This is a genomic window from Myceligenerans pegani, from assembly GCF_014892515.1.
GTDB lineage: Bacteria > Actinomycetota > Actinomycetes > Actinomycetales > Cellulomonadaceae > Myceligenerans > Myceligenerans pegani.
Genome location: NZ_JADBGR010000057.1, coordinates 53,054 through 74,232, shown reverse-complemented (window position 1 = coordinate 74,232; position 21,179 = coordinate 53,054). Strand labels below are relative to the sequence as shown.

The 21,179-nt window shown below is 73.3% G+C and carries 16 protein-coding genes and 1 pseudogene; all 17 read right to left on the bottom strand.

Features of this window, described 5'->3' with window-relative positions; all coding sequences use genetic code 11:
* Nucleotides 1-22: 22 nt before the first annotated feature.
* Nucleotides 23-352: a histone-like nucleoid-structuring protein Lsr2 gene (locus IIE03_RS05525; protein ID WP_192861736.1), complete on the bottom strand. Its 330-nt coding sequence runs from the start codon at nt 350-352 to the stop codon at nt 23-25.
* Between the two features lie 189 nt (nt 353-541).
* The gene (locus IIE03_RS05520; RefSeq protein ID WP_192861735.1) at nt 542-757 is read right to left on the bottom strand and encodes a hypothetical protein; all 216 of its coding nucleotides are present in this window, start codon (nt 755-757) and stop codon (nt 542-544) included.
* 28 nt (nt 758-785) lie between these two features.
* Entirely contained in the window at nt 786-2,306 is a 1,521-nt protein-coding gene (lysS, locus tag IIE03_RS05515; RefSeq protein WP_192861734.1) for a lysine--tRNA ligase, read from the bottom strand.
* 41 nt (nt 2,307-2,347) lie between these two features.
* Nucleotides 2,348-3,271 (bottom strand): carboxylating nicotinate-nucleotide diphosphorylase, encoded by a 924-nt coding sequence (gene nadC / locus IIE03_RS05510; RefSeq protein ID WP_192861733.1) that lies wholly within the window; start codon nt 3,269-3,271, stop codon nt 2,348-2,350.
* A 9-nt stretch (nt 3,272-3,280) separates the two neighbouring features.
* Complete coding sequence (locus tag IIE03_RS05505; RefSeq protein ID WP_192861732.1) at nt 3,281-7,090, bottom strand: hydantoinase B/oxoprolinase family protein; 3,810 nt, start codon at nt 7,088-7,090, stop codon at nt 3,281-3,283.
* A gap of 79 nt (nt 7,091-7,169) precedes the next feature.
* Nucleotides 7,170-7,643 carry a heme-degrading domain-containing protein gene (locus IIE03_RS05500; RefSeq protein ID WP_192861731.1) on the bottom strand — a complete coding sequence of 158 codons (474 nt, stop codon included), beginning with the start codon at nt 7,641-7,643 and terminating at the stop codon, nt 7,170-7,172.
* Between the two features lie 114 nt (nt 7,644-7,757).
* A complete protein-coding gene (locus IIE03_RS05495) occupies nt 7,758-9,440 on the bottom strand; it encodes an L-aspartate oxidase (protein ID WP_192861730.1) in 1,683 nt (560 codons plus the stop codon).
* 155 nt (nt 9,441-9,595) lie between these two features.
* A pseudogene (gene panD / locus IIE03_RS05490) lies at nt 9,596-10,006 on the bottom strand (aspartate 1-decarboxylase); the annotation flags it as partial.
* Nucleotides 10,007-10,107: 101 nt separating this feature from the next.
* Nucleotides 10,108-11,202: a pantoate--beta-alanine ligase gene (panC, locus tag IIE03_RS05485; protein WP_408632828.1), complete on the bottom strand. Its 1,095-nt coding sequence runs from the start codon at nt 11,200-11,202 to the stop codon at nt 10,108-10,110.
* Nucleotides 11,202-12,185, bottom strand: coding sequence for a Rossmann-like and DUF2520 domain-containing protein (locus IIE03_RS05480; RefSeq protein ID WP_225997303.1), 984 nt, complete (start codon nt 12,183-12,185; stop codon nt 11,202-11,204). Before IIE03_RS05480 ends, panC begins: the two co-directional genes overlap by 1 nt.
* Nucleotides 12,182-13,726 carry a PH domain-containing protein gene (locus IIE03_RS05475; protein ID WP_318842818.1) on the bottom strand — a complete coding sequence of 515 codons (1,545 nt, stop codon included), beginning with the start codon at nt 13,724-13,726 and terminating at the stop codon, nt 12,182-12,184. Before IIE03_RS05475 ends, IIE03_RS05480 begins: the two co-directional genes overlap by 4 nt.
* Nucleotides 13,723-14,205: a PH domain-containing protein gene (locus tag IIE03_RS05470; protein ID WP_192861729.1), complete on the bottom strand. Its 483-nt coding sequence runs from the start codon at nt 14,203-14,205 to the stop codon at nt 13,723-13,725. Before IIE03_RS05470 ends, IIE03_RS05475 begins: the two co-directional genes overlap by 4 nt.
* A 139-nt stretch (nt 14,206-14,344) precedes the next feature.
* On the bottom strand, nt 14,345-14,824 hold the full coding sequence (locus tag IIE03_RS05465) for a DUF3180 domain-containing protein (protein ID WP_192861728.1): 480 nt from the start codon (nt 14,822-14,824) through the stop codon (nt 14,345-14,347).
* A 9-nt stretch (nt 14,825-14,833) separates the two neighbouring features.
* Complete coding sequence (gene folK / locus IIE03_RS05460) at nt 14,834-17,302, bottom strand: 2-amino-4-hydroxy-6-hydroxymethyldihydropteridine diphosphokinase (RefSeq protein ID WP_318842817.1); 2,469 nt, start codon at nt 17,300-17,302, stop codon at nt 14,834-14,836.
* Entirely contained in the window at nt 17,299-18,426 is a 1,128-nt protein-coding gene (folP, locus tag IIE03_RS05450) for a dihydropteroate synthase (protein ID WP_192861823.1), read from the bottom strand. Before folP ends, folK begins: the two co-directional genes overlap by 4 nt.
* A gap of 14 nt (nt 18,427-18,440) precedes the next feature.
* Nucleotides 18,441-19,064 carry a GTP cyclohydrolase I FolE gene (gene folE, locus IIE03_RS05445; protein WP_192861727.1) on the bottom strand — a complete coding sequence of 208 codons (624 nt, stop codon included), beginning with the start codon at nt 19,062-19,064 and terminating at the stop codon, nt 18,441-18,443.
* Entirely contained in the window at nt 19,061-21,076 is a 2,016-nt protein-coding gene (ftsH, locus tag IIE03_RS05440; protein ID WP_192861726.1) for an ATP-dependent zinc metalloprotease FtsH, read from the bottom strand. The genes folE and ftsH overlap by 4 nt, the downstream gene beginning before the upstream one ends.
* Between the last annotated feature and the right edge of the window lie 103 nt (nt 21,077-21,179).

Sequence of the window (21,179 nt, the reverse complement as noted above, 5' to 3'; positions counted from 1 at the left end):
CGTCACCCGCTCACACCGTCTCTCAGGCGTTGGCCTTCTCGTACGCCGCGACGATCTCGGCGGCGATACGGCCGCGGTCGCTCACGGTGTGGCCCTGAGCACGCGCCCACTCGCGGATCGCCGCGGTGTTGTTCGAGCTGCGCGAGCGCCGGGACGAGCGCGACGCCGCCGGTGTCGACTTCGCCTTGCGGGCGGCGCCGACCCACGGGGCGAACGCCTCGCGGAGCTCCGCGGCGTGCTCCTTGCTCAGGTCGATCTCGTAGTTGGTTCCATCGAGGCCGAAGCTCACCGTCTCATCGGCGACGCCGCCGTCGATGTCGTCCTCGAGCACCAGTTGAACCCTCTGGACCATTGTCCGCACGCCCTTTCATTTCAACAAAACATCTGGGTGTTGTCGAAAGCATGCCGCACGGGTGTATCAGCCGTCAAACAAAGGGCCCCTGGCCGAGATTTCGTACACACAGAAACTTCACCGTCGCGGCACCGCCGCCCGCACCGGCGGAATCGGGCCGGGAATTTCTGCGACCAGCGGTTCCACGGCTCAGGGATTGTCGCTGGACACCACGCCGTCGGAGGCGGATTCCGCGGGCGTCGCCGTAGAATCCCCCGCCCCGTCGCGGGACCCGCTTCCCATACGCTCCATGGCGAGGCGCTCGTCACGATCGGCACGCATGATCTTTCGCATCGCGAACCAGAACAGAACGCCTACACCGATCGAGGGCAGCAGGCCCGCGATCACCGCACCGAATGTGTCCACCACAGGATCCTCACAATCGCGTCGACCGTCAGCCCTGCGGCTTGACGAGGGGGAACAGGATGGTCTCGCGAATGCCGAGGCCCGTGAGCGCCATGAGCAGGCGGTCGACGCCCATGCCCATTCCGCCCGACGGTGGCATCGCGATCTCCATGGCGGTGAGGAAGTCCTCGTCGATCGGCATCGCGTCCTCGTCCCCGACCGCGGCCATCCGGGCCTGCTGCTCGAAACGCTGCCGCTGGACCACCGGGTCGACGAGCTCGGAGTAGCCCGTGCCGAGCTCGAATCCGCGCACGTACAGGTCCCACTTCTCGACCTGGCCGGAAATACTCCGGTGTTCCCGCGTGAGCGGAGAGGTCTCCACCGGGAAGTCGCGCACGAACGTCGGGGCATACAAGCCGTCACCCACGTGATGCTCCCACAGCTCCTCGACGAGCTTGCCGTGATTCGCCTTCTTGGGGTCGAGAGAGATCTCGGCCTTGTCCGCGAGCTTGGTCAGGTGTTCAACACCGGTCTCGGGCGTGATCTCCTCACCGATCGCCTCGGAGAGTGATCCGTACATCGTGATCTGCGCCCACTCGCCGCCGAGGTCGTATTCCTCACCGTCCGGAAGTGTCACCACGGTGCTTCCGAGCACGTCGTTCGCCGCCGTCTGGACGAGGTCCTGGGTGAGCGCCCCGATCGTGTCGTAATCGCCGTACGCCTCGTAGGCCTCGATCATCGCGAACTCCGGGGAGTGCGACGAGTCCGCGCCTTCGTTGCGGAAGTTCCGGTTGATCTCGAAGACCTTCTCCACGCCACCGACGACGGCCTTCTTGAGGAACAGCTCCGGCGCGATCCGGAGGAAGAGCTCCATGTCGTAGGCGTTCATGTGCGTCGAGAACGGGCGGGCCGAGGCGCCGGACGCGACGGTCTGCAGCATCGGGGTCTCCACCTCGAGGAAGCCCCGGCGGTGGAAGTTCTCCCGCAGCGAGCGCATCACGCCGGCGCGCAGCCGCACCATGTCGCGCGCGGCGGGCCGGGCGATGAGGTCCACGTACCGCTGGCGGACCCGCGCCTCCTCCGACAGCTCCTTGTGCAGGACCGGGAGCGGCCGCAGCGCCTTCGCGGCCATGCGCCACTCGTCGGCGAACACGCTCAGTTCGCCGCGACGCGACGAGCCGATCCTGCCGTGCACGAAGAGGTGGTCGCCCAGGTCGACGTCGGCCTTGAAGTTCGCAAGGGCCTCCTCGCCCACGACCTTCTGGCTCAGCATGGCCTGCAGGCGGCCGCCCTCGCCGTCCTGGAGGGTCACGAAGCAGAGCTTGCCCGTGTTGCGGAGAAAGACGACGCGGCCGGCGACGCCCGCGACGTCGTCCGTCTCCTCGCCGTCCCCGAGGTACCCGTAGCCCTCACGGATCTGCGCGATCGTGTGCGTGACCGGGAGGTTCACCGGGTAGGCGGCGTCGCCGCGAGCGAGGATCCGCTCGCGCTTCTCGCGCCGGACGCGGGTCTGCTCGGGCAGGTCGTCGGTCTCGGGCGCGGGGCTGGTCGCGGTGGTCTCGGAAGTCACCCAGAGATTCTATCGGCGCGCCGCCGGACGCCTTGACCCGCTCAGGGCCGGAGGTCGAGGGCCAGGTCCAGGATCGGGGCGCTGTGGGTGAGGGCGCCCACGCTCAGGTAGTCGACACCGGTGGCGGCGACCTCGCGGGCCCGGTCCAGCGTGAGGTTGCCCGTGGCCTCGAGTTCGACGTGCGCGGGAGCACCGTCGCGGCCCTCGCGATCGCGCACGGCCCTGACGGTCTCGGCGAGGACGTGGGTCGGCATGTTGTCGAGCAGGAGGAAGTCGGCCCCGGCGCCGAGGGCCTCGATCGCCTGCTCGGTCGTGTCCGCCTCCACCTGGATGTCGACGTCGGGGAAGGCCGCTCGGACGGCCGCCACGGCGCCGGCGACGGACCCCGCCGCCACGACATGGTTGTCCTTGACCATGGCGACGTCGTACAGGCCCATCCGCTTGTTGGTGCCACCCCCGGCCCGGACCGCGTACTTCTGCAGGGCGCGCAGGCCCGGCGTGGTCTTGCGGGTGTCGAGCACCCGGGCTCCCGTCCCCTCCAGGGCGCGGGCGAACGCACGGGTCGCGGTCGCCACGCCGGAGGCCCGGGAGGCCAGGTTCAGGATGGTGCGCTCCGCGACGAGCAGCGCCTGGACCGGCCCGGCGATCGTGGCGAGCACCCGCCCGCGTCCGACGTCGTCCCCGTCCCGGGCCTCGAACGTGACCTCCGGCACGTCCAGGCCGAGTCGCTCGGCGACCTGGAGCAGCGTCTCGGGGACGACGACGAGCCCGGCGACCGTCCCGTCCTCCCGCGCCACGAGGTCCGCGGTGCCGGTGGCCGACCGCGGGATCGTCGCCTGCGTGGTCACGTCCCGACCGGGCGCGGGACCGAGATCCTCGTCGAGCGCGACGGCGACGGTGCGCGCGATCCACGCGGGATCGAGCCCGGGCTCGACGACGGACGGAACGACATCGGCAGTACTCACGCCCACAACCTAACCTGCCCGGCCGAAGCCGCCGCCGCCCGGGGTCTCCATGATCAGGATGTCGCCCGGGGAGAGCGCCACCGTGTCGCGGCCGGCCAACGGCTCGCCGTCGTCGGCCCCCTTCCGGAGGACGGAGTTGCGGCCCAGCGCGCCCGGCTCCCCGCCGGCCATCCCGTACGGCGGAACCGTGCGGTGCCCGGTGAGCAGGCTCGCCGTCATCGGCTCACGGAACTCCAGGGCCCTGACCACGCCGTCGCCCCCGCGCCATCGTCCGGCGCCGCCCGAACCCGCACGCACGGCGAACTTCCGCACCAGCACCGGGAAGCGCGCCTCCAGCACCTCGGGGTCGGTGAGCCGAGAGTTCGTCATGTGGGTCTGCACGGCGGACGCCCCGGCGAACCCGTCGCCCGCGCCGGAGCCGGAGGCGACCGTTTCGTAGTATTGGTGGCCGGCGTTGCCGAACGTGAGGTTGTTCATCGTGCCCGAGCCCTCGGCCTGTACCCCGAGCGCTCCGTACAGCGCGCCGGTGATCGCCTGGCTCGTCTCCACGTTCCCCGCCACCACCGCGGCCGGGTACTCCGGCGACAGCAGCGTGCCGGGCGGGATGACGATGTCCAGCGGGCGCCGGCAGCCGTCGTTGAGCGGGATGTCGTCGTCGACCAGCGTGCGGAACACGTACAGCACGGCCGCGACCGCCACCGACGACGGCGCGTTGAAGTTGGACGCCACCTGCGGCGACGTCCCGGTGAAGTCGATCGTCGCCCGACGCCGCTCGTGGTCCGTCGTCACCCGCACGGCGATCGTGGCGCCGTGGTCGGTCTCGTACGTGAACTCGCCGTCGGACAGCGTGTCGACGACCCGGCGGACGGCCTCGGCCGCGTTGTCCTGCACGTGCCGCATGTAGGCCTGCACGACGTCGAGCCCGAAGTGCCGGACCATCGCGCCGACCTCCTCGACGCCCTTGGCACCGGCGGCGATCTGCGCGCGCAGGTCCGCCAGGTTGGTCTCGGGGTCACGGGACGGGTGGCGCGCCGTCGTGAGCAGCTCGCGGGTCTCCCGCTCCCGCATCCGCCCGTCGGCGACCAGCAGCCAGTTGTCGAAGAGCACGCCCTCCTCGTGGATCTCCGTGCTGGTGGCGGGCATCGAGCCCGGCGTGATCCCACCGATCTCGGCGTGGTGGCCGCGCGAGGCGACGTAGAACAGGATCTCGTCGTCGGGCGTGTCACCGCCGGTCACGCCGCCGCCGGAACCCGCGCGGCCGGCGTGCGCGTCTCCGGCCTCCTCGCGGGTCGCCGCCGCGACGCCGGCGCCCGGCACCTCCCCGGCGCCCTCGCGGAACACCGGCGTGATCACCGTGACGTCCGGCAGGTGGGTGCCGCCGTGGAACGGGTCGTTGACGGCATACGTGTCGCCGGGCCGCATCGTCCCCCGGCGGCGGGCGATGACCTCCTGCACGGTCGTCCCCATCGATCCGAGGTGCACCGGCATGTGCGGCGCGTTCGCCACGAGGTTGCCGTCCGGGTCGAAGATCGCGCAGGAGAAGTCGAGCCGCTCCTTGATGTTCACCGACTGCGCCGTCGCCTCCAGGCGTGCGCCCATCTGCTCGGCGATCGACATGAACAGGTTGTTGAAGATCTCCAGCATCACGGGGTCGGCCGCGGCCGAGACGCTCGCGTCGGCGCGCGGGGTGGTCCGGCGGACCACGAGGTGCCCCTCGGCGGTGGCCTCGGCCCGCCACCCCGGTTCGACGACGGTCGTCGCGTTCTCCTCGGTGATGACGGCGGGTCCGGCGACGACGTCGCCGGACACCAGTTCCTCCCGCTGCCGCAGCGGTGCATCCCGCCACCTGCCCCCGGCGAACACCCGCACGACGTCCTGGCCTGCCGAGCCTTCGTCCGTCGTCGCCCGGTCAGCCGTCAGGCCGTTCCCTCCCGCCGACGACGGCGCCACCGCCTCCACCGCGACCGCGTCCGCGATCAGCGGCCGGTCCAGCAGGAACGAGTACACGCTCCGGTGGGCGGCCTCGAACTCGGCGACCATCTCGTCGGGGTCCCGCAGCCGCACCGGAACGGTCGTGTCCGTGCCGTCGTAGCGCAGGTGGACGGTGCGGGTGACCACGACGCGCGGTGCCCCCTCGCCGTCGTCGCGTACGCCCTGTTCCGCCAGGTCCGCCCGGGCCGCGGCCTCCAGCGCGTCGGCGGCCTCGCGCAGCCGGGGCAGCGCGTCGTCGGACAGCACCGACCCGACCGACTGCTCCCGCATCACCGTGGTGTCGGCCAGGCCGATGCCCAGGGCCGACAGCACGCCCGCCATCGGCGGCACCAGGACCGTCCCGATGCCGAGCGAGTCCGCGACGGCGCACGCGTGCTGCCCGCCCGCGCCCCCGAAGGTGGTCAGGGCGTAGCGGGTGACGTCGTGGCCCTTGCGGACCGTGATCTTCTTGACCGCGCCCGCCATGTTCGCCACGGCCACCGCGAGGAAGCCCTCGGCGACCTGCTCAGGCGTGCGGCCGTCGCCGATCTCGGCCGCGAGCGACGCGAACTTCCGCCGCACCACGTCGACGTCGAGCGGCTGGTCGCCGCCCGGCCCGAACACCGCGGGGAAGTGCTCGGGACGGACCCTGCCGAGGAGCACGTTCGCGTCGGTGACGGTGAGCGGGCCGCCGTTGCGGTAGCAGACCGGGCCCGGGGAGGCGCCCGCCGAGTCCGGGCCCACGCGGTACCGGCTGCCGTCGAAGTGCAGGATCGACCCGCCCCCGGCGGCGACGGTGTGGATGTCGAGCATGGGCGCGCGCAGGCGGACGCCGGCCACCTGGGCGTCGAACACCCGCTCCAGCTCGCCGGCGTAGTGGGAGACGTCGGTGGAGGTGCCGCCCATGTCGAAGCCGATGACGTGGTCGTGGCCCGCGAGCTCCGACATCCGCACCATGCCGACGATCCCGCCCGCCGGCCCGGAGAGGATCGCGTCCTTGCCGCGGAACCGGTGCGCCTCGACGAGCCCGCCGTTGGACTGCATGAACTGCAGCGGCACCCCGGTCAGCCGCCCGGCGACCTGGTCCACGTACCGCCGCAGCACCGGCGAGAGGTAGGCGTCGACGACGGTGGTGTCGCCGCGCGGCACGAGCTTCAGCAGCGGGCTGACCTCCGCGGACCGGGAGACCTGGGGGAACCCGATCCGCCGGGCGAGGTCGGCGACCCGGTTCTCGTGGTCGGGGTACAGGTGGGAGTGCAGGCAGACGACGGCGACCGCGCGGAACCCGTCGTCGTGGGCGCGGCGCAGTTCGGGCTCGACCCCGTCAAGATCGGGCTCGCGCAGCACCTCGCCGGTCGCGGTCACGCGCTCGTCGACCTCGATCACCCGGCTGTACAGCGGCTCGGGCAGCACGATGTGCCGGTCGAAGATGCGCGGCCGGTTCTGGTAGGCGATGCGCAGCGCGTCGCCGAATCCGCGGGTGATCACGAGGACGGTGGGTTCGCCGGTGCGTTCCAGCAGGGCGTTCGTCGCGACCGTGGTGCCCATCCGCACGGCCTGGATCGTGTCCGACGACGGTCGCGGGGCGCGGTCGTCGCCGGCGGCCCGGGAGGCGCCGCCGTCCGCAGGAGGTGCACCGTCCTCGGCACCGGACGACGGGCCGGCGGCCCTGCTCCGGGGCTCCGCCCCCGCCCGCCGCAGGATCCGCTCGATCCCGGCCACGGCGGCGTCGTCGTACCGCTCCGGGTCCTCCGAGAGGAGCTTGTGCGTGCTCAGCGCCCCGTCCGGGTGTCGCGCGACGATGTCGGTGAACGTTCCGCCTCGGTCGATCCAGAACTCCCAGCCCATGCGCCGAGGGTAGTCAGCGACCGGGCGGGGTGCCGCTGTTGTCCGTCATCCCGCCCGGTGCCGGTTTCACCCCGCGGTTCTACCCCGCGACCAGCTCGCGCAGCGCCTCGACCACCAGGGCGTGGTCGTCCTGTTGCGCCAGGCCCGAGACCGTCACCACGCCGACGATCCCCACCCCGGCCACCCGGATCGGGAACGCTCCGCCGTGCGCGGCGTACTCCTGGAGCGGGAGGCCGTGGGTGGCGTTGAAGTCCCCGCCCTTGGCCCGCGCCTCCAGGCCCACCCGGTACGACGACGCGCCGAACCGGTAGACCACCCGCACCTTGCGTTCCACCCAGGAGTCGTTGTCCGGCGTCGTCCCCGGGCGTGCGGCATGGAACACCTGCTGCGTCCCCGTGCGGATGTCGATCGTCACGGGAAGCTCCCGCTCCGTCGCGAGCTCGGTGAGCCGCGAGCCCAGCCGCCAGGCGTCGTCGTGCGTGAAGGCGGTCAGGACCAGCTCGGTCTCCTGCTCGGTCACCTCGGCGAGGGCTGTCTGCGCGTCGTCGTTCATGAGGCCCATCATGTCGGATCCAGGCCAGGGCCCCGGACGGCACACCCCGGCCTTCCGCCGGCGTGACGTCGATATCGACGTCACGCTGTTCGACCTCGATCTCTTGAGCGGGTGTCAGCGCACGCGGAGTACGCCGTCGTCGTCCAGGTAGACCAGGACGCGGCGTTCCCAGTCCGGGTCGGGCCGCGGGTGGTCGGCGCGGAAGTGGCCGCCGCGGGACTCCGTGCGGAGCCACGCCGCCCGGGTCAGGGCACGCGAGACCTGGTGCACGTTCGTGGTCTCCCATTCGGCGGCCTGCGGCTGGGCGACGACCTCGGCCGCGACGTGCGCGTCCGAGCGTACGGCGGCCAGCCGCTCGTCGGTCCGGGCGAGCGACGCCGCCGTGCGGATCACGCCCGACCCGTCCGACATCGCCTTCTGCACGCGGGACCGCGCCACCGCGGCGACCAGGGCGCTCCCGCCGGGCCGCTCGGCCGGCTCGGGAGCCGTGGACAGGTTCCCCGCCGCGAATCGTTCGGCGACGTCGTGGGCGGCCCGGTGCGCGAACACCAGCCCTTCCAGCAGCGAGTTGGACGCCAACCGGTTCGCGCCGTGCACGCCCGTGCAGGCCACCTCCCCCACCGCGTACAGGCCGGGCACCGACGAGCTCCCCGCCAGGTCGGTCACGACCCCGCCCGAGTGGTAGTGCTGGGCCGGCGCGACAGGCACCGGTTCCTCGGACCAGTCGATGCCGAGCTCGGCGAGCCGCCGGGTGATGGTCGGGAACCGCCGGGAGAGGAACGCCCGGCCGAGGTGCCGCACGTCGAGCAGCACGTTGTCGGCGCTGGTCGCGGCCATCTGCCGGACGATGGCGTGCGCGACGACGTCCCGCGGCGCGAGCTCCGCCATCTCGTGCACGCCGGGCATGAACCGGTGGCCGTCGACGTCGAGCAGCATGGCGCCCTCGCCCCGCACGGCCTCGCTGATCAGCGGGAGCTGGCCCTTCGCGCCGGACCCGAGCCACAGCACCGTCGGATGGAACTGCACGAACTCGAGATCGCCGACGACGGCCCCGGCCCGCAGCGCCGCCGCGATCCCGTCGCCCGTGGCGCCCGCCGGGTTGGTGGACGACCGGAACACCTGCCCGATCCCCCCGGTCGCGAGGATCACCACGGGAGCGAGGACGGCCCCCACCCCGTCCCGGCTGCCCTCGCCCCGCACGTGCAGGGTCACCCCGGCGACGCGGCGCACGCCGCCCCCCGCCGGCGCGGACGTGAGGATGTCCAGGACCAAGGCGTGCTCCACGACCTCGATGCCCGGGTCGTGCCGGACCGCCTCGATCTGGGCGACCAGCGCGCGGGAGATCTCCGCGCCCGTCGCGTCGCCGCCGGCATGGGCGATCCGGTCGGCGCGATGGCCGCCCTCCCGGGTGAGCGCGATGTCGCCGCCGGGGCCGGCGTCGAACACGGCGCCGCGCGCCACGAGTTCGCGGACCCGCTCCGGGCCCTCGGTGACCAGCACCTTCACCGCGTCGTGGGCGGAGAGGCCGCCGCCGGCGGCGAGCGTGTCCTGCAGGTGCGCCTCGGGGGTGTCCTGCGGGTCGAGCGCGGCGGCGATGCCGCCCTGCGCCCACACGGTGGAACCGCTGGACAGCTCGCCCTTCGTCACGAGCAGGACCCGGGGCACACGCGTGCGGAGCTCGAGCGCGGCCGTCAGGCCGGCGATCCCGGAACCGACGACCACCGCGTCCACCCGGGTGCTCCAGCCCGGCGCGGGCGCGGCCAGGGCCCGCGCGAGCCGCGCGGTGGGTAACGTCATGCGCCGCGCGACGGGACGGGGTCGCCGGCCTCCGCGCCGCCCGGTGTCCCGGCATCGGGCCCGGCCACCGGGTCTCGCCCGGCTCCGGGGACGTCCACCGCCCCGGCCACCTCGCCGGCCATCCGGCCCGCGGCCGTCCGCACGAGCCCGGCCTGCTGGTAGGGCTCGATCGGGAGGCCGCTCTCGGTGAGGCCGTAGCCGTCGGGCACGTGGCCGGGCTCGTCGCTGCGTTCCACGATCCGGTTGTTCTCGTCCACGAACACGACGTTCGGCAGGAACGTGCGCGCGTCCGCGTCGGAGAGCATCCCGTAGCCGATGATGATGACGATGTCACCGGGATCGACGAGGTGCGCCGCCGCGCCGTTGATGCAGATCTGCCCGGAGCCGGGTTCGCCGGGGATGACGTAGGTGGTGAGCCGCGCGCCGTTGGTCACGTCGACGACGTCGACCTGCTGTCCCGGGACGAGGTCCACCGCGTCCAGCAGATCGGAGTCGACGGTGATGGATCCCACATAGTGCAGGTCGGCCTGAGTGACCGTGGCGCGGTGGATCTTGGCGATCATCATCGGCCGCTGCAGCGACGCCGGGCGGCGTACAGGTGCCCGGTGCGGAGTGTCGTTCACGCTTCGTGCCTCCTGGACTCTCGTGCCCGCCGCACCTCGATCACCTACGTGACCTGCGACGACACCTCGACAGTCTGGTTGTCGATCAGTCTGGTGGTGCCCACCCGCGCCGCCACCAGGAGCAGCGCGGGGCCCGAGTGGTCGTCGGGCACATCATCAACGGTAATCGGATCGACGAGTGCGAGGTAGTCCACGTCGACGCCCTCGGCGGCGTTGAGGACCTCCGACGCCGCGCGCCGCACCTCGGCGGCGCCACCGGGCCCCGCCTCCTGCCCCGCCCGCAGTGCCCGGGACAGGGCGAGGGCACGCTCACGCTCGGCATCGGACAGGTAGGCGTTGCGGGACGACAGGGCGAGGCCGTCCCGGTCCCGCACCGTCGGGACGCCGAGGATCTCCGCGTCCAGGTCCAGGTCGGCGACCATGCGCCGCACGGCGAGAAGCTGCTGCGCGTCCTTCTGACCGAACAGTGCCACGTCCGGCCGCACCAGGTGCAGCAGCTTGAGCACCACGGTGAGGACGCCGTCCATGTGGCCCGGCCGGAACTCGCCCTCCAGCACCCGGCCGATCCGCCCCGCCGACACCCGCACGATCGGGTCCCCGTACGGGTAGACGACGTCGGGCCCGGGCGCGAACACCACGTCGGCACCCACCGACGCCAGCTTCTCCACGTCGCCCTCCAGGTCCCGGGGGTACGCCTCGAGGTCCTCGCCCTCGCCGAACTGGAGCGGGTTGACGAAGATCGTCAGCACGACCTGACCGCCCGGCCCGGCCGCGGCCCGGGCCTGCCGGACGAGCTCCAGGTGCCCCTCGTGCAGGGCGCCCATCGTCATCACGACGGCGCGGCGCGCCGGGCCCTCGCCGGTCACGCTGGCGATCGGGGCCGACATCGTCCACCGCACCAGGGCCTCGCGCAGGTCGTTACGCGTGCGGACGACCAGTGGGCGGGCCGGGGGCACCGCGGGGCCGTCGGCCCCAGCCGCGGCGTCGCCGCTCGCCACGCCCGCGTCGCCGCTCGCCACGCCCGCGTCGCCGCTCTCCGCCGCCTCCTCCGCGGCGATCACGTCGGCCCCGCGGACGAGATTCCCCGCGTCCGTGTCACGGCCGCCCATCGGCCCGGCGTCGTCGGTCCTCGGCGTCATCAGTGGCCCTTCCTCTCCGCGCGAGCCCGGTCCAGCGCGTCCAGCAGCGCGCTCGCCGCGTCGTCACCGATGCGGTGACTCGCCAGGGCGCGGCGCGTCGCGCCGCGGGCGAGCTCGCCGTACCCGGCCGGGATATCGGTCGCGCCCGTGCGCGCCGCGAGGTCCGCCAGCGCCTCGGTGTGCCGCTCCACGGTGCCCACGTCGCCCCGCGACACGGGGCCCGTGAGCGCCATGATCGCGCCCGGGCCCTCGTCGCCCGCGGCGTCCGCCGCCCGGGTCGCCGACTCCAGGGCCGCGCCCAGCAGCGGCGCCAGCACCCTGCCGGGCGCGGCGATCCCCGCCTCCCGCAGCGCCTGCGCCGCCTGCGCGACGAGCACCACCAGGTGATTCGCACCGTGCGCGAGCGCCGCGTGGTACAGCACGCGCGCCTCCTCCGGCACGATGACCGGTTCCCCGCCGATCTCCACGACGAGCGCCTGCCCGATCGGCTGCACCGCGGCCGGGGCCGTCACCGCGAAGGTGCAGCCCTCCAGCCGGGCCAGGTCCAGCGAGGTGCCGGTGAACGTCATCGCGGGATGGATCGCGAGAGGGATCGCACCGGCCGCACGGGCCGGCTCCAGCACCGCCGTCCCCGCCGCTCCCGACGTGTGCACCGCGAGCTGGCCGGCCTGCCACGCCCCGGTGTCCGCGAGCCCGGCGACGAGCGGCGCGAGGGCGTCGTCGGGCACCGCGAGCAGCACGAGCTCGGCTCGCTCCACCACCTCCGCGACCTCGCACACCGGCACGCCGGGCAGCAGCGTCGCGATGCGCTCACGCGACGCCTCGGAGATGCCGCTGGCGCCGACGACGGTGTGTCCCGCGGCCCGCAGGGCGCTGCCCAGGACCGCGCCGACCCGCCCGGCGCCCACGACGCCGACCCCCAGCCTGCCGGGCCTGGCCGCGGATCCCGCGGCCGGTTCGGTCGGTGTGGGCGGTGTGGTCAACGGGGCCCCTCCATCCAGCGTTCCGGTCCGGCGTGGGCGCGCGCCGTGCGGGCCCGTGCCGCTTGTTCCTCCAGCAGCTCCGCCGCGTCGGCGGCGGCGAGGTGGTGCACGCCCGGGCTGACCGGCCCCGGCGTGGAGTGCACCTCGAACGAGGCGAGCCCGAGCCGGCGCTGCAGCGGCCCCGCGGCGATGCCCAGGGACTGCGTCCGCTCGTGCGGCACCACTGCCAGGATGCGGTACAGCCGCCCGCTCCGCAGCAACAGCGCGCGTCCGGTCACGGCGAAGCCCTGGCGCCGCCAGCCGATCGGGTCCACCCAGACCGCGTTCGGCGGACTGCCGGTGAAGGGGCCGGGGGTCCGCGAGTCGCCGGCCAGCCCCGCGTCGAGGACGGCCCGCGGGTCGTCGATGCCGAGGTCGGGCAGCACGAGGGAGAGCACCGTCAGCGCCTCGTCGCGAGTGCCGACGGGCAGCAGCACGTTGGTGGTACCGGCGTCCCCGTCGCCCCCGTACCCGGCCACGTTGACCTGGACGCGCCACCAGTCGGGGCCCCGCCACAGCAGGCCCTGGGTGAGCGACACCGCCTGCACCCTCCCGGGCGGGATCGTCTGCGCGCGCGTCTCCAGCAGGCCGTGCCGCAGCCGGATGCCGTCCGCGCTGATGGCGACCCGGAACGCGAACTCGGTGGAGAACCGGTTGAAGAGGTAGCCGCCGATACCGATGAACGGCGCGATCACGGCGAACACGACCTGCGGGGTACCCGTGACGATCACCGTGACGATCAGCCCGGCGATGAAGAGCGCGAAGAAGATCGTCACGCTCGTGCGCAGCAGCGAGGCGATCAGGCGCGCCGGCGGGACCTCGAGAACGGGCTGCTCGGGCGCTTCCGGGGCGCCGACGGGAGGCCCGTCCACCCTCGCGGGGACCTCCTCCGGCCCGCCGGAGCCCTGCTCCGCCGCCACGCGGGACGATCCGGCCACCGCCGGAGGCGTGTTCCGCAGGCCCGCCGCGCGCGCGAGGAGCTCGTTGCGCAGCTCGCTCGCGTCGGCATCGCGCAGGTATCCGATCGCGATGCCGGAGTCCGAGCCGCCGGCCACCTCGAGCTTGAGCTCGCTCAGCCCGAACAGCCGTGCCACGAGCGGCTGGCGCACGTCCACGGCCTGCAGCCGGTCGAGGCGCGCGTGCCGCTGCTGCTTGAACACGACGCCGCGGCGCAGGTGGACCGTCTCGTCGCCGACGGCGTACGTCGTCATCCGCCAGGCGAGCGCCGCGAACCCGAACCCGGCCAGGCCGATGACGATCAGTCCCAGTGGCACGGTCCACCAGTACGGGCTGGTGAGCAACCCGACGACGCCGCCCTCGTCCGGGCCGCCGTCGAGCGTCTGCTGGCCGATGATGAAGATCGCACCGCCGACCACGGCCCAGCCCCGGACCATGGGCGTGACGGGGTGCACCCGGCGCCAGTGCAGCGCGGCGTCCCGGTCGGGTGCCCGCTCCGGCTCCTGGCCCGGCACCGGGTCCGGCGTCGTCCCGGGCGCGTTCACAGGCCCGCCAGCCGGGCCTCACCGCGGGAGGCGAGGCGGTCCCGCAGCCGCGCCGCCTCCTCCGGGGGAAGGCCGGGGATCTGCGCGTCGGTACCCACCGACGCGGTGTGGAGCTGCACCTTCGCCAGGCCGAGCCTGCGGTCCAGAGGGCCGGCCTCGACGTCCACGTACTGCATGCGTCCGTACGGGACCACCGTGAGCGAGCGGAACAGGATGCCCTTGCGGATGAGCAGGTCGTCCTCGCGCTCCGCGTAGCCGATGGCACGCACCTGGCGGGGCACGACGATCGCCGTCCACACCAGGAGCAGCACGAACGCCCCGGCGAGCAGCCAGAACCACGGCGAGACGGTCATCGCGAGGACCGACCCGGCCACGATCGGAAAGGCGAACGTGATCGTCGCCGGGATGAGACGCGCGGCGGTCAGGCGGGTCGAGACCCGGCTCCAGGTCACGTCGGCCGGGTCGAAGGGGCTGGTCATGATGTCATCCTCGCACGCTGTCCGGCCGCACCCGGGCCTACCTCGGGCCCGGGCCTGTCATCAGGGGACGTCCCCTGCGGGCCGGCACGCGCGTGCCCGGCCGCACCGGAGACCCGACCGCGCGCCGCCTCCCGGGGAGTCAGGCCGTGGCCGTCGAACCGTTCGTGTCGTTCTCCTCACCGCCCGGCGGCGGGAGCTGGCAGAACCTCTCCACCACGAGTCCCACGACGGACAGCCCCACCGCGCACACGACGGCGATGGCCGCCGCGATCGCCTTGTCCCGGCGCGGCTCGACGGCCAGGTCCGGCAGCACGAGCAGGACCTGCGCCAGGTACCAGCCGCCGAGCAGGGCCCCCGTCAGCGCCGCCGCCTTGGCGAGCACCAGGGTTCGCGCGGCCCGGAGGCCGTCCAGCGACGGACGGTCCCCCTTCTGGTAGGCGCGCACGGTCCAGCCGAGCCAGAACACCCCCGCGGCCAGCGCCACGATCGCCACGTCGACGAGCCACGGCACCGTCGGCAGGTAGACGCCGTTGCCCTCCAGCGCGCGCAGTACCGGCCAGCCCACGACGGCGATCCCGACGAAGACCGCGACCAGAACGATCACCGATGTCCGCTGCATCCCGGGGCCTCAGCCGCGATGCCCGTGCTCGTCGGACCGGACGGGCGCCCAGGCGGGGCGGTCGTCCGCGGGCTGCGCCCGCTGCTGGTCCGCCGGTGCCGGGTGCACCGGGGCGAACGGGACGTCTCCCGGCTGCGGCCGCACGGGCGCGAACACCGGGTGGACCGGCTCGACCGGGACCTGCTCCGCGGAGATGTCGTGGTGCGCCGTCTCCCGCACGGCCGGCGGAACGAGCGGCGCGGCGGGCGGCGTGTGCGGCGCGCGCGCCGCCGGGTGGTCGCCGACCGGCGCCTGCGGGGCCGGCACCAGCGCCTCCTCCGGCGGCGGCACGGTGCCCGGCACCTGTGCCTGCGGAGGCTGCGCTGCGTCGGGGCCGAAACCCTGCGGGTGCGCCGAGGCGCCGTTCTGCGGCTGCTGGAACGGGTCCTGCGGCGGGAACACGTCCTGCACCTGCTGCTGATACGGATCGGCGGGGCCCTGACCCGGCTGCCGGCCGTCGCGGAAGCCCTGGTCCTGCGGCGACCGGCCCTGCTCCGGGGCCTGCTGGTCCTGGGCGGGCGGGGCGGGCTGCGGCGCGGCCGGCGGATCGTACGGGCGATGCGACGCGGTCGGCTGCGGCTCGACGTCGCCGGTCGGGTCGGCGCCGGAGTTCGACTCGGTGAGCCAGTCCAGCGCGAGCCAGCGGATGCCCTGCCGGTCCTCCGCCGTCGCCGCGAGCTGCGCGACCGGGCCACCGCCCAGGCCCGGCAGCACCGCTTCCGGCTTGAGCTGGGCCCACGGTTCCAGCACGAACGCCCGCTCGTGGGCGCGCGGGTGCGGCACCTCGAGGTCGTCCGCGGCCGCCGTGAGCAGCCCGTAGGTGATGATGTCGATGTCCAGGGTGCGCGGTCCCCAGTGCTCCTCGCGCGTCCGGCCGTGGGCGTACTCGACGGCCTGGCAGGCGTGCAGCAGCCCGCGAGGCGCGAGGCTCGTCCGTGCCACGACGACGGCGTTGAGGTAGTCGGGCTGCTCCGGACCACCGACGGCCGCCGTCCGCGCAAGCGGCGAGACCTCCGTGATCTGCAGGCCCGCGACGCGGTCCAGGTCCATCACGGCCGCCCGCAGCGTCGCCTGCGGGTCACCGAGGTTCGCGCCGAGCGCGAGGACGACCTCCACCGGTTCGGCCGGGACCTCGTCGAGCCGGTCCTCGGGCGACGACCCCTGCGCGACGCCGTTCGCCGGGGCGGGCTGCCCGGCGAACGGCGGCTGCGCCTGTCCCGGGAACGCCGGCTCGGCCTGTTCGGCGAAGGGTGCCTGCGCGCCCTGCTCGGGCTGGAACTGCTGCTGGGGGTCCTGCTGGAACTCGGGCTGGTAGACCTCCGGCTGGTAGGCCTCCGGCCGGTACTGCTCGGGCTCGTACTGATCCGGCTGGTACGGGCCGGACCGGTACTGCTCGGACTGGTACTGCTCGGCACCTCGAGCCGCGTCCTCGGGCGCCTCGGCCGCGGGCGCGCCCGCGAACGCCGCCGGAGCCTGGGCCGCCGGGTCGTAGGCCGGCCGGAGGGCCGCCGAGTCGTCCTCGGCGGGTCGCGCGGGTGCGTCCACGTGCGGCTCGAACGCGGGCACGCCGGACTCGGCCGAGGGAACCGCGTCGATCATGCCCGCGTTGTCGATCATGCCCGCGTTCCGGGGCTGCGCCTCGGACCCGGCCACCGGGGTCTCCGCGTCCGACGCCGGAGCGCCGGCCGCCTCGTACCCGGCGCCCGGCTCTGCCGGAGTGATCTCGGGGATCACGAGGTTCTCGGCCGACACGGGCGGGCCGGTGCCGGCGTCGGCGGCCGGCCAGCCGGCCGGATCGGAGGACTCGCCCTGATCGACGGCGGGAGCGGGGGCTGCCTCGCCCGCCTCGACGTCGGCGATCGGCGCGGTCAGCGGATCGACGGCCGGAGCCGCGGGCGCGGCGGACGTCGTCGGCTCCGGGATCTCGCCGGACTCGGCCACGGAGGACTCGCCCGGCGCGTCCGGTTCGGCGACCGCGGACTGCGGGCCGGCCGCCGCGACGCCGAACGGCGCGCTGCCCACCACGGGCGGCGTCGCGACGCGGTCCCGGCGGATCACGACCTCCACGTCGCTGAACGAGACCGGGATCGGCGCCTGCGGCTTGTGCACGGTCACGTCGACGGCGTGCACCGGCTCGTGTCCCAGCGCGACGGCCGCGATGCGCTCGGCCAGGGTCTCGATGAGGTCGACCGGCTCACCCACGAGCACGTCGTGTGCTTCCTGGGCGACGTCGGCGTAGCTGACCGTGGCGCGCAGGTCGTCACCCTCCGCGGCCGGCCGGGTGTCGACGTGCAGCACGACGTCCGCCCGGAACTCCTGGCCCGTCGCACGTTCCGACGCCAGCACGCCGTGGCGGCCGCGCCCGTTGACTCCCGTGATCCGGATCTGGTCCAGTGGTCGTCCATCCGGACCCGGCACCGCTCCCGCAAAGTTGGTCACCGTGGGCTCCCCCCGTGATCGTCGCACGTCTGAGAATCCTGCCAGGTCGGCGCAAGTCCCCCGGCATCCGTTCCATCGTCTGTGAGAGAATCCACGGACTTGTCCGTTCTCTCCCCGACATCTCCTCGCGGTCCGCTCCGGGCGGACACCGCGGCCCTCGGTTCCCGCTCCCTCGCGGGCACTCCGCCGGCTTCCGCCGCCTTCCCGGAGGCCCGCTCCCAGGCGGCCGCGACCCGTACCGCGTCGGCGGACGCCCGAACCGCGTGCACCCGCACGCACCAGGCGCCCGTGGCCGCGGAGAGCGCCGATACCGCCGCCGTCGCATCGTCCCGCGCACGCGGGGGTACGGGCTCGCCGGCTCCGCTCCGGGGCGTCCGTGTCTCGCCGGAGAGGGAGGCGCGGGAACCGCCGGAGGCGTGCCGGGCCAGCAGGTGCCCGAGGAACCTCTTGCGTGACGCGCCGATCAGCACCGGCCGGCCGAGCTCCCCGAGGGCGTCCAGGTGCGCCAGCAGCGGCCAGTTCAGCGCGCCTGCCTTGGCGAACCCCAGTCCGGGGTCGAGCACGATCTGCGCAGCATCCACACCTGCCCCCACCAGAGCGTCCATGCGGGCGGCAAGTTCATCACGAACGTCGGTGACGACGTCGTCGTACATCTCGAGACTGTCCATCACGTCCGAGTGGCCGCGCCAGTGCATCGCGACGTAGGGCACGCCCATCTCGGCGACGGCGCGGGCCATGCCCGGGTCGGCGAGGCCCCCGGAGACGTCGTTCACGATGCGTGCGCCGGCGGCCACCGCGCGCTCGGCGACGGCGGAACGCGTCGTGTCCACCGAGACGATCGCCCCGCGAGCGGCCAGTGCCTCGATCACGGGCAGCACGCGCGCCAGCTCCTGGTCCTGCGGCACCCGCCCGGCGCCGGGCCGGGTGGACTCCCCGCCGACGTCGAGGATGTCCGCGCCCTCGCCGAGCAGCTCCAGGCCGTGCGCGACGGCGCTGTCCGGCTCGAACCACTCGCCGCCGTCGGAGAACGAGTCGGGCGTCACGTTGACCACGCCCATCACCAGCGTGCGCCCCGTACCGGACAGCTCGGGGAGCCCGGCGACCTCGGCGTCGCGCGCGTCCATCGTGGCGCCCATCGTCACTTCCCGATGATCAGGCTCATCGCCTCGGCGCGCGTCACGGCGTCGCGCATCTGACCGCGGACCGCCGACGTGACGGTCCGCGACCCCGGTTTCCGCACACCGCGCATCGACATGCACAGGTGCTCGCACTCCACGACGACGATCACGCCGCGCGGCTCGAGGATCTTCATCAGCGAGTCGGCGATCTGGCTGGTCATCCGCTCCTGCACCTGGGGGCGCCGGGCGAACACCTCCACCAGCCGCGCCAGCTTGCTCAGTCCCGTGATCGCGCCGTTCTCGTTCGGGATGTAACCCACGTGCGCGACACCGTGGAAGGGCACCAGGTGGTGCTCGCACGTCGAGTACACCTCGATGTCCTTGACCAGGACCATCTCCTCGTGCCCGAGGTCGAACGTCGTGGTGAGCACGTCCTCCGGCTCCTGTCGCAGGCCGGCGAAGGTCTCCGCATAGGCTCGCGCCACGCGCGCCGGGGTGTCCTTCAGGCCCTCGCGATCCGGATCCTCGCCCACCGCGATCAGGAGCTCCCGGACGGCGGCCTCCGCGCGGGCGGCGTCGTACGGCGGGACGTCCGCCGCACTCCGCCCGACCGCGGTCACCGGGGAGATCGGACCGGAAGTCATCCCGAGACCGCCGGGCCGTCGGGCGCCTGGTCCTGCACCACGCCGGACTCGCTCGTGGCGGACAGGCCGTTCCGCGCCGCCTTCTCGGGCATGGCCACGGGGCCGCGCGTGTGCACGGTGCGCTGCTCGCTCGAGAGCCAGATGTCGCGGGCCTCGCGCTTGCGCACCGGGGCGAAGACCTCCTCGAGCTCCTTCTGGTTCAGCGTCTCCTTCTCCAGGAGGCGCAGCACGAGGTCGTCGAGGACGTCGCGGTACTCGGTGAGCACCTCCCACGCCTCGTCGTGCGCCGCCTCGATGAACCGGCGCACCTCCTCGTCGACGATGCCCGCCACGGCCTCCGAGTAGTCACGCTCGTGACCGTAGTCGCGCCCCAGGAACGGCTCGCCGTTGCCGGAGCCGAGCTTGATCGCGCCGACACGCTCGCTCATGCCGTACTCGGTGACCATCTTGCGGGCGGTGCCGGTCGCCTTCTCGATGTCGTTCCCGGCGCCCGTCGTCGGGTCGTGGAAGACGATCTCCTCGGCCACCCGGCCGCCCATCGCGTAGGCGAGCTGGTCCAGCAGCTCGTTCCGCGTGACGGAGTACTTGTCCTCCGTGGGCATGACCATCGTGTAGCCGAGCGCGCGCCCGCGCGGCAGGATCGTCACCTTGGTCACCGGGTCGGTGTACCGCATGGCGGCCGCGACCAGCGCGTGCCCGCCCTCGTGGTACGCGGTGATCCGCTGCTCCTTGTCGTTCATCACCCGGGTGCGCTTCTGCGGGCCGGCGACCACGCGGTCGATGGCCTCGTCCAGGGCGCGGTCGTCGATGAGCTGGGCGCCGCTGCGCGCGGTGAGAAGCGCCGCCTCGTTGAGCACGTTGGCCAGGTCGGCGCCGGTGAAGCCCGGCGTGCGGCGGGCGACGGCGTTGAGGTCGACCTCCTCCACCATCGGCTTGCCCGCGGCGTGCACCTTCAGGATCGCCTCGCGGCCCTTGAGATCCGGTGCCTCGACGGAGACCTGCCGGTCGAAGCGGCCCGGGCGCAGCAGCGCGGGGTCGAGGATGTCGGGGCGGTTCGTCGCGGCGATGAGGATGACGTTCGTCTTGACGTCGAAGCCGTCCATCTCGACGAGCATCTGGTTGAGCGTCTGCTCGCGCTCGTCGTGCCCGCCACCCATGCCGGCGCCGCGGTGGCGGCCGACGGCGTCGATCTCGTCCACGAAGATGATCGCTGGGGAGTTCTGCTTCGCCTGCTCGAACAGGTCACGCACGCGGGAGGCGCCCACGCCGACGAACATCTCGACGAAGTCCGAGCCCGAGATGGAGTAGAAGGGCACGCCCGCCTCGCCCGCCACGGCGCGCGCGATGAGGGTCTTGCCGGTGCCGGGCGGGCCGTAGAGGAGCACGCCCTTGGGGATCTTCGCGCCGACCGCCTGGAACTTGGCGGGCTCCTGCAGGAACTCCTTGATCTCCTGGAGCTCCTCGACGGCCTCGTCCACGCCCGCGACGTCGGCGAACGTCACCTGGGGCATGTCCTTGCTGATCAGCTTGGCCTTCGACTTGCCGAAGCCCATGACGCGGTTGCCGCCGCCCTGCATCCGGGACAGCAGGAACCAGAACAACAGGCCGATCACGAGGAACGGGATCAGCACCGAGAACATCGAGCCCCAGAAGCTGGGTTGCGGCACCTCGGAGTTGTAGCCGAGTTCCGGGTCCGCCCCCTTGACCGCGTCGACGATCTCCTCGCCCTGCGGCTCCACGTAGAAGAACTCGACGCTCTTCCCGTGCTCGACCTCCTCCTGCTGCTCGCCCTCCTTGGCCGTGAAGTCCTCGGAGAGCTCGAGCTCGACCCGCTGCTCGCCGTCGACGATCAGCGCACGGGTGACCGTGTCGCCCTGGAGCAGTTCCAGGCCCTGGGCCGTGGTGATGCGCGAGACCTGGGGTTGCAGCAGAGAGGTCAGTGCCAGCGAGAGCACGACAAGGGCAAGGATCACCCAGATGATCGGCCCGCTCAGAAACTTCTTGATGTTCATCGGTGACGGGGCGCGGCCCCGCATCCCTCCACTAGGGGTAACTGTGCACTTTCGCCGAGAGGCAGCTGTGTACTCTAGAAACTACACGGGAACCCTGTGGGTT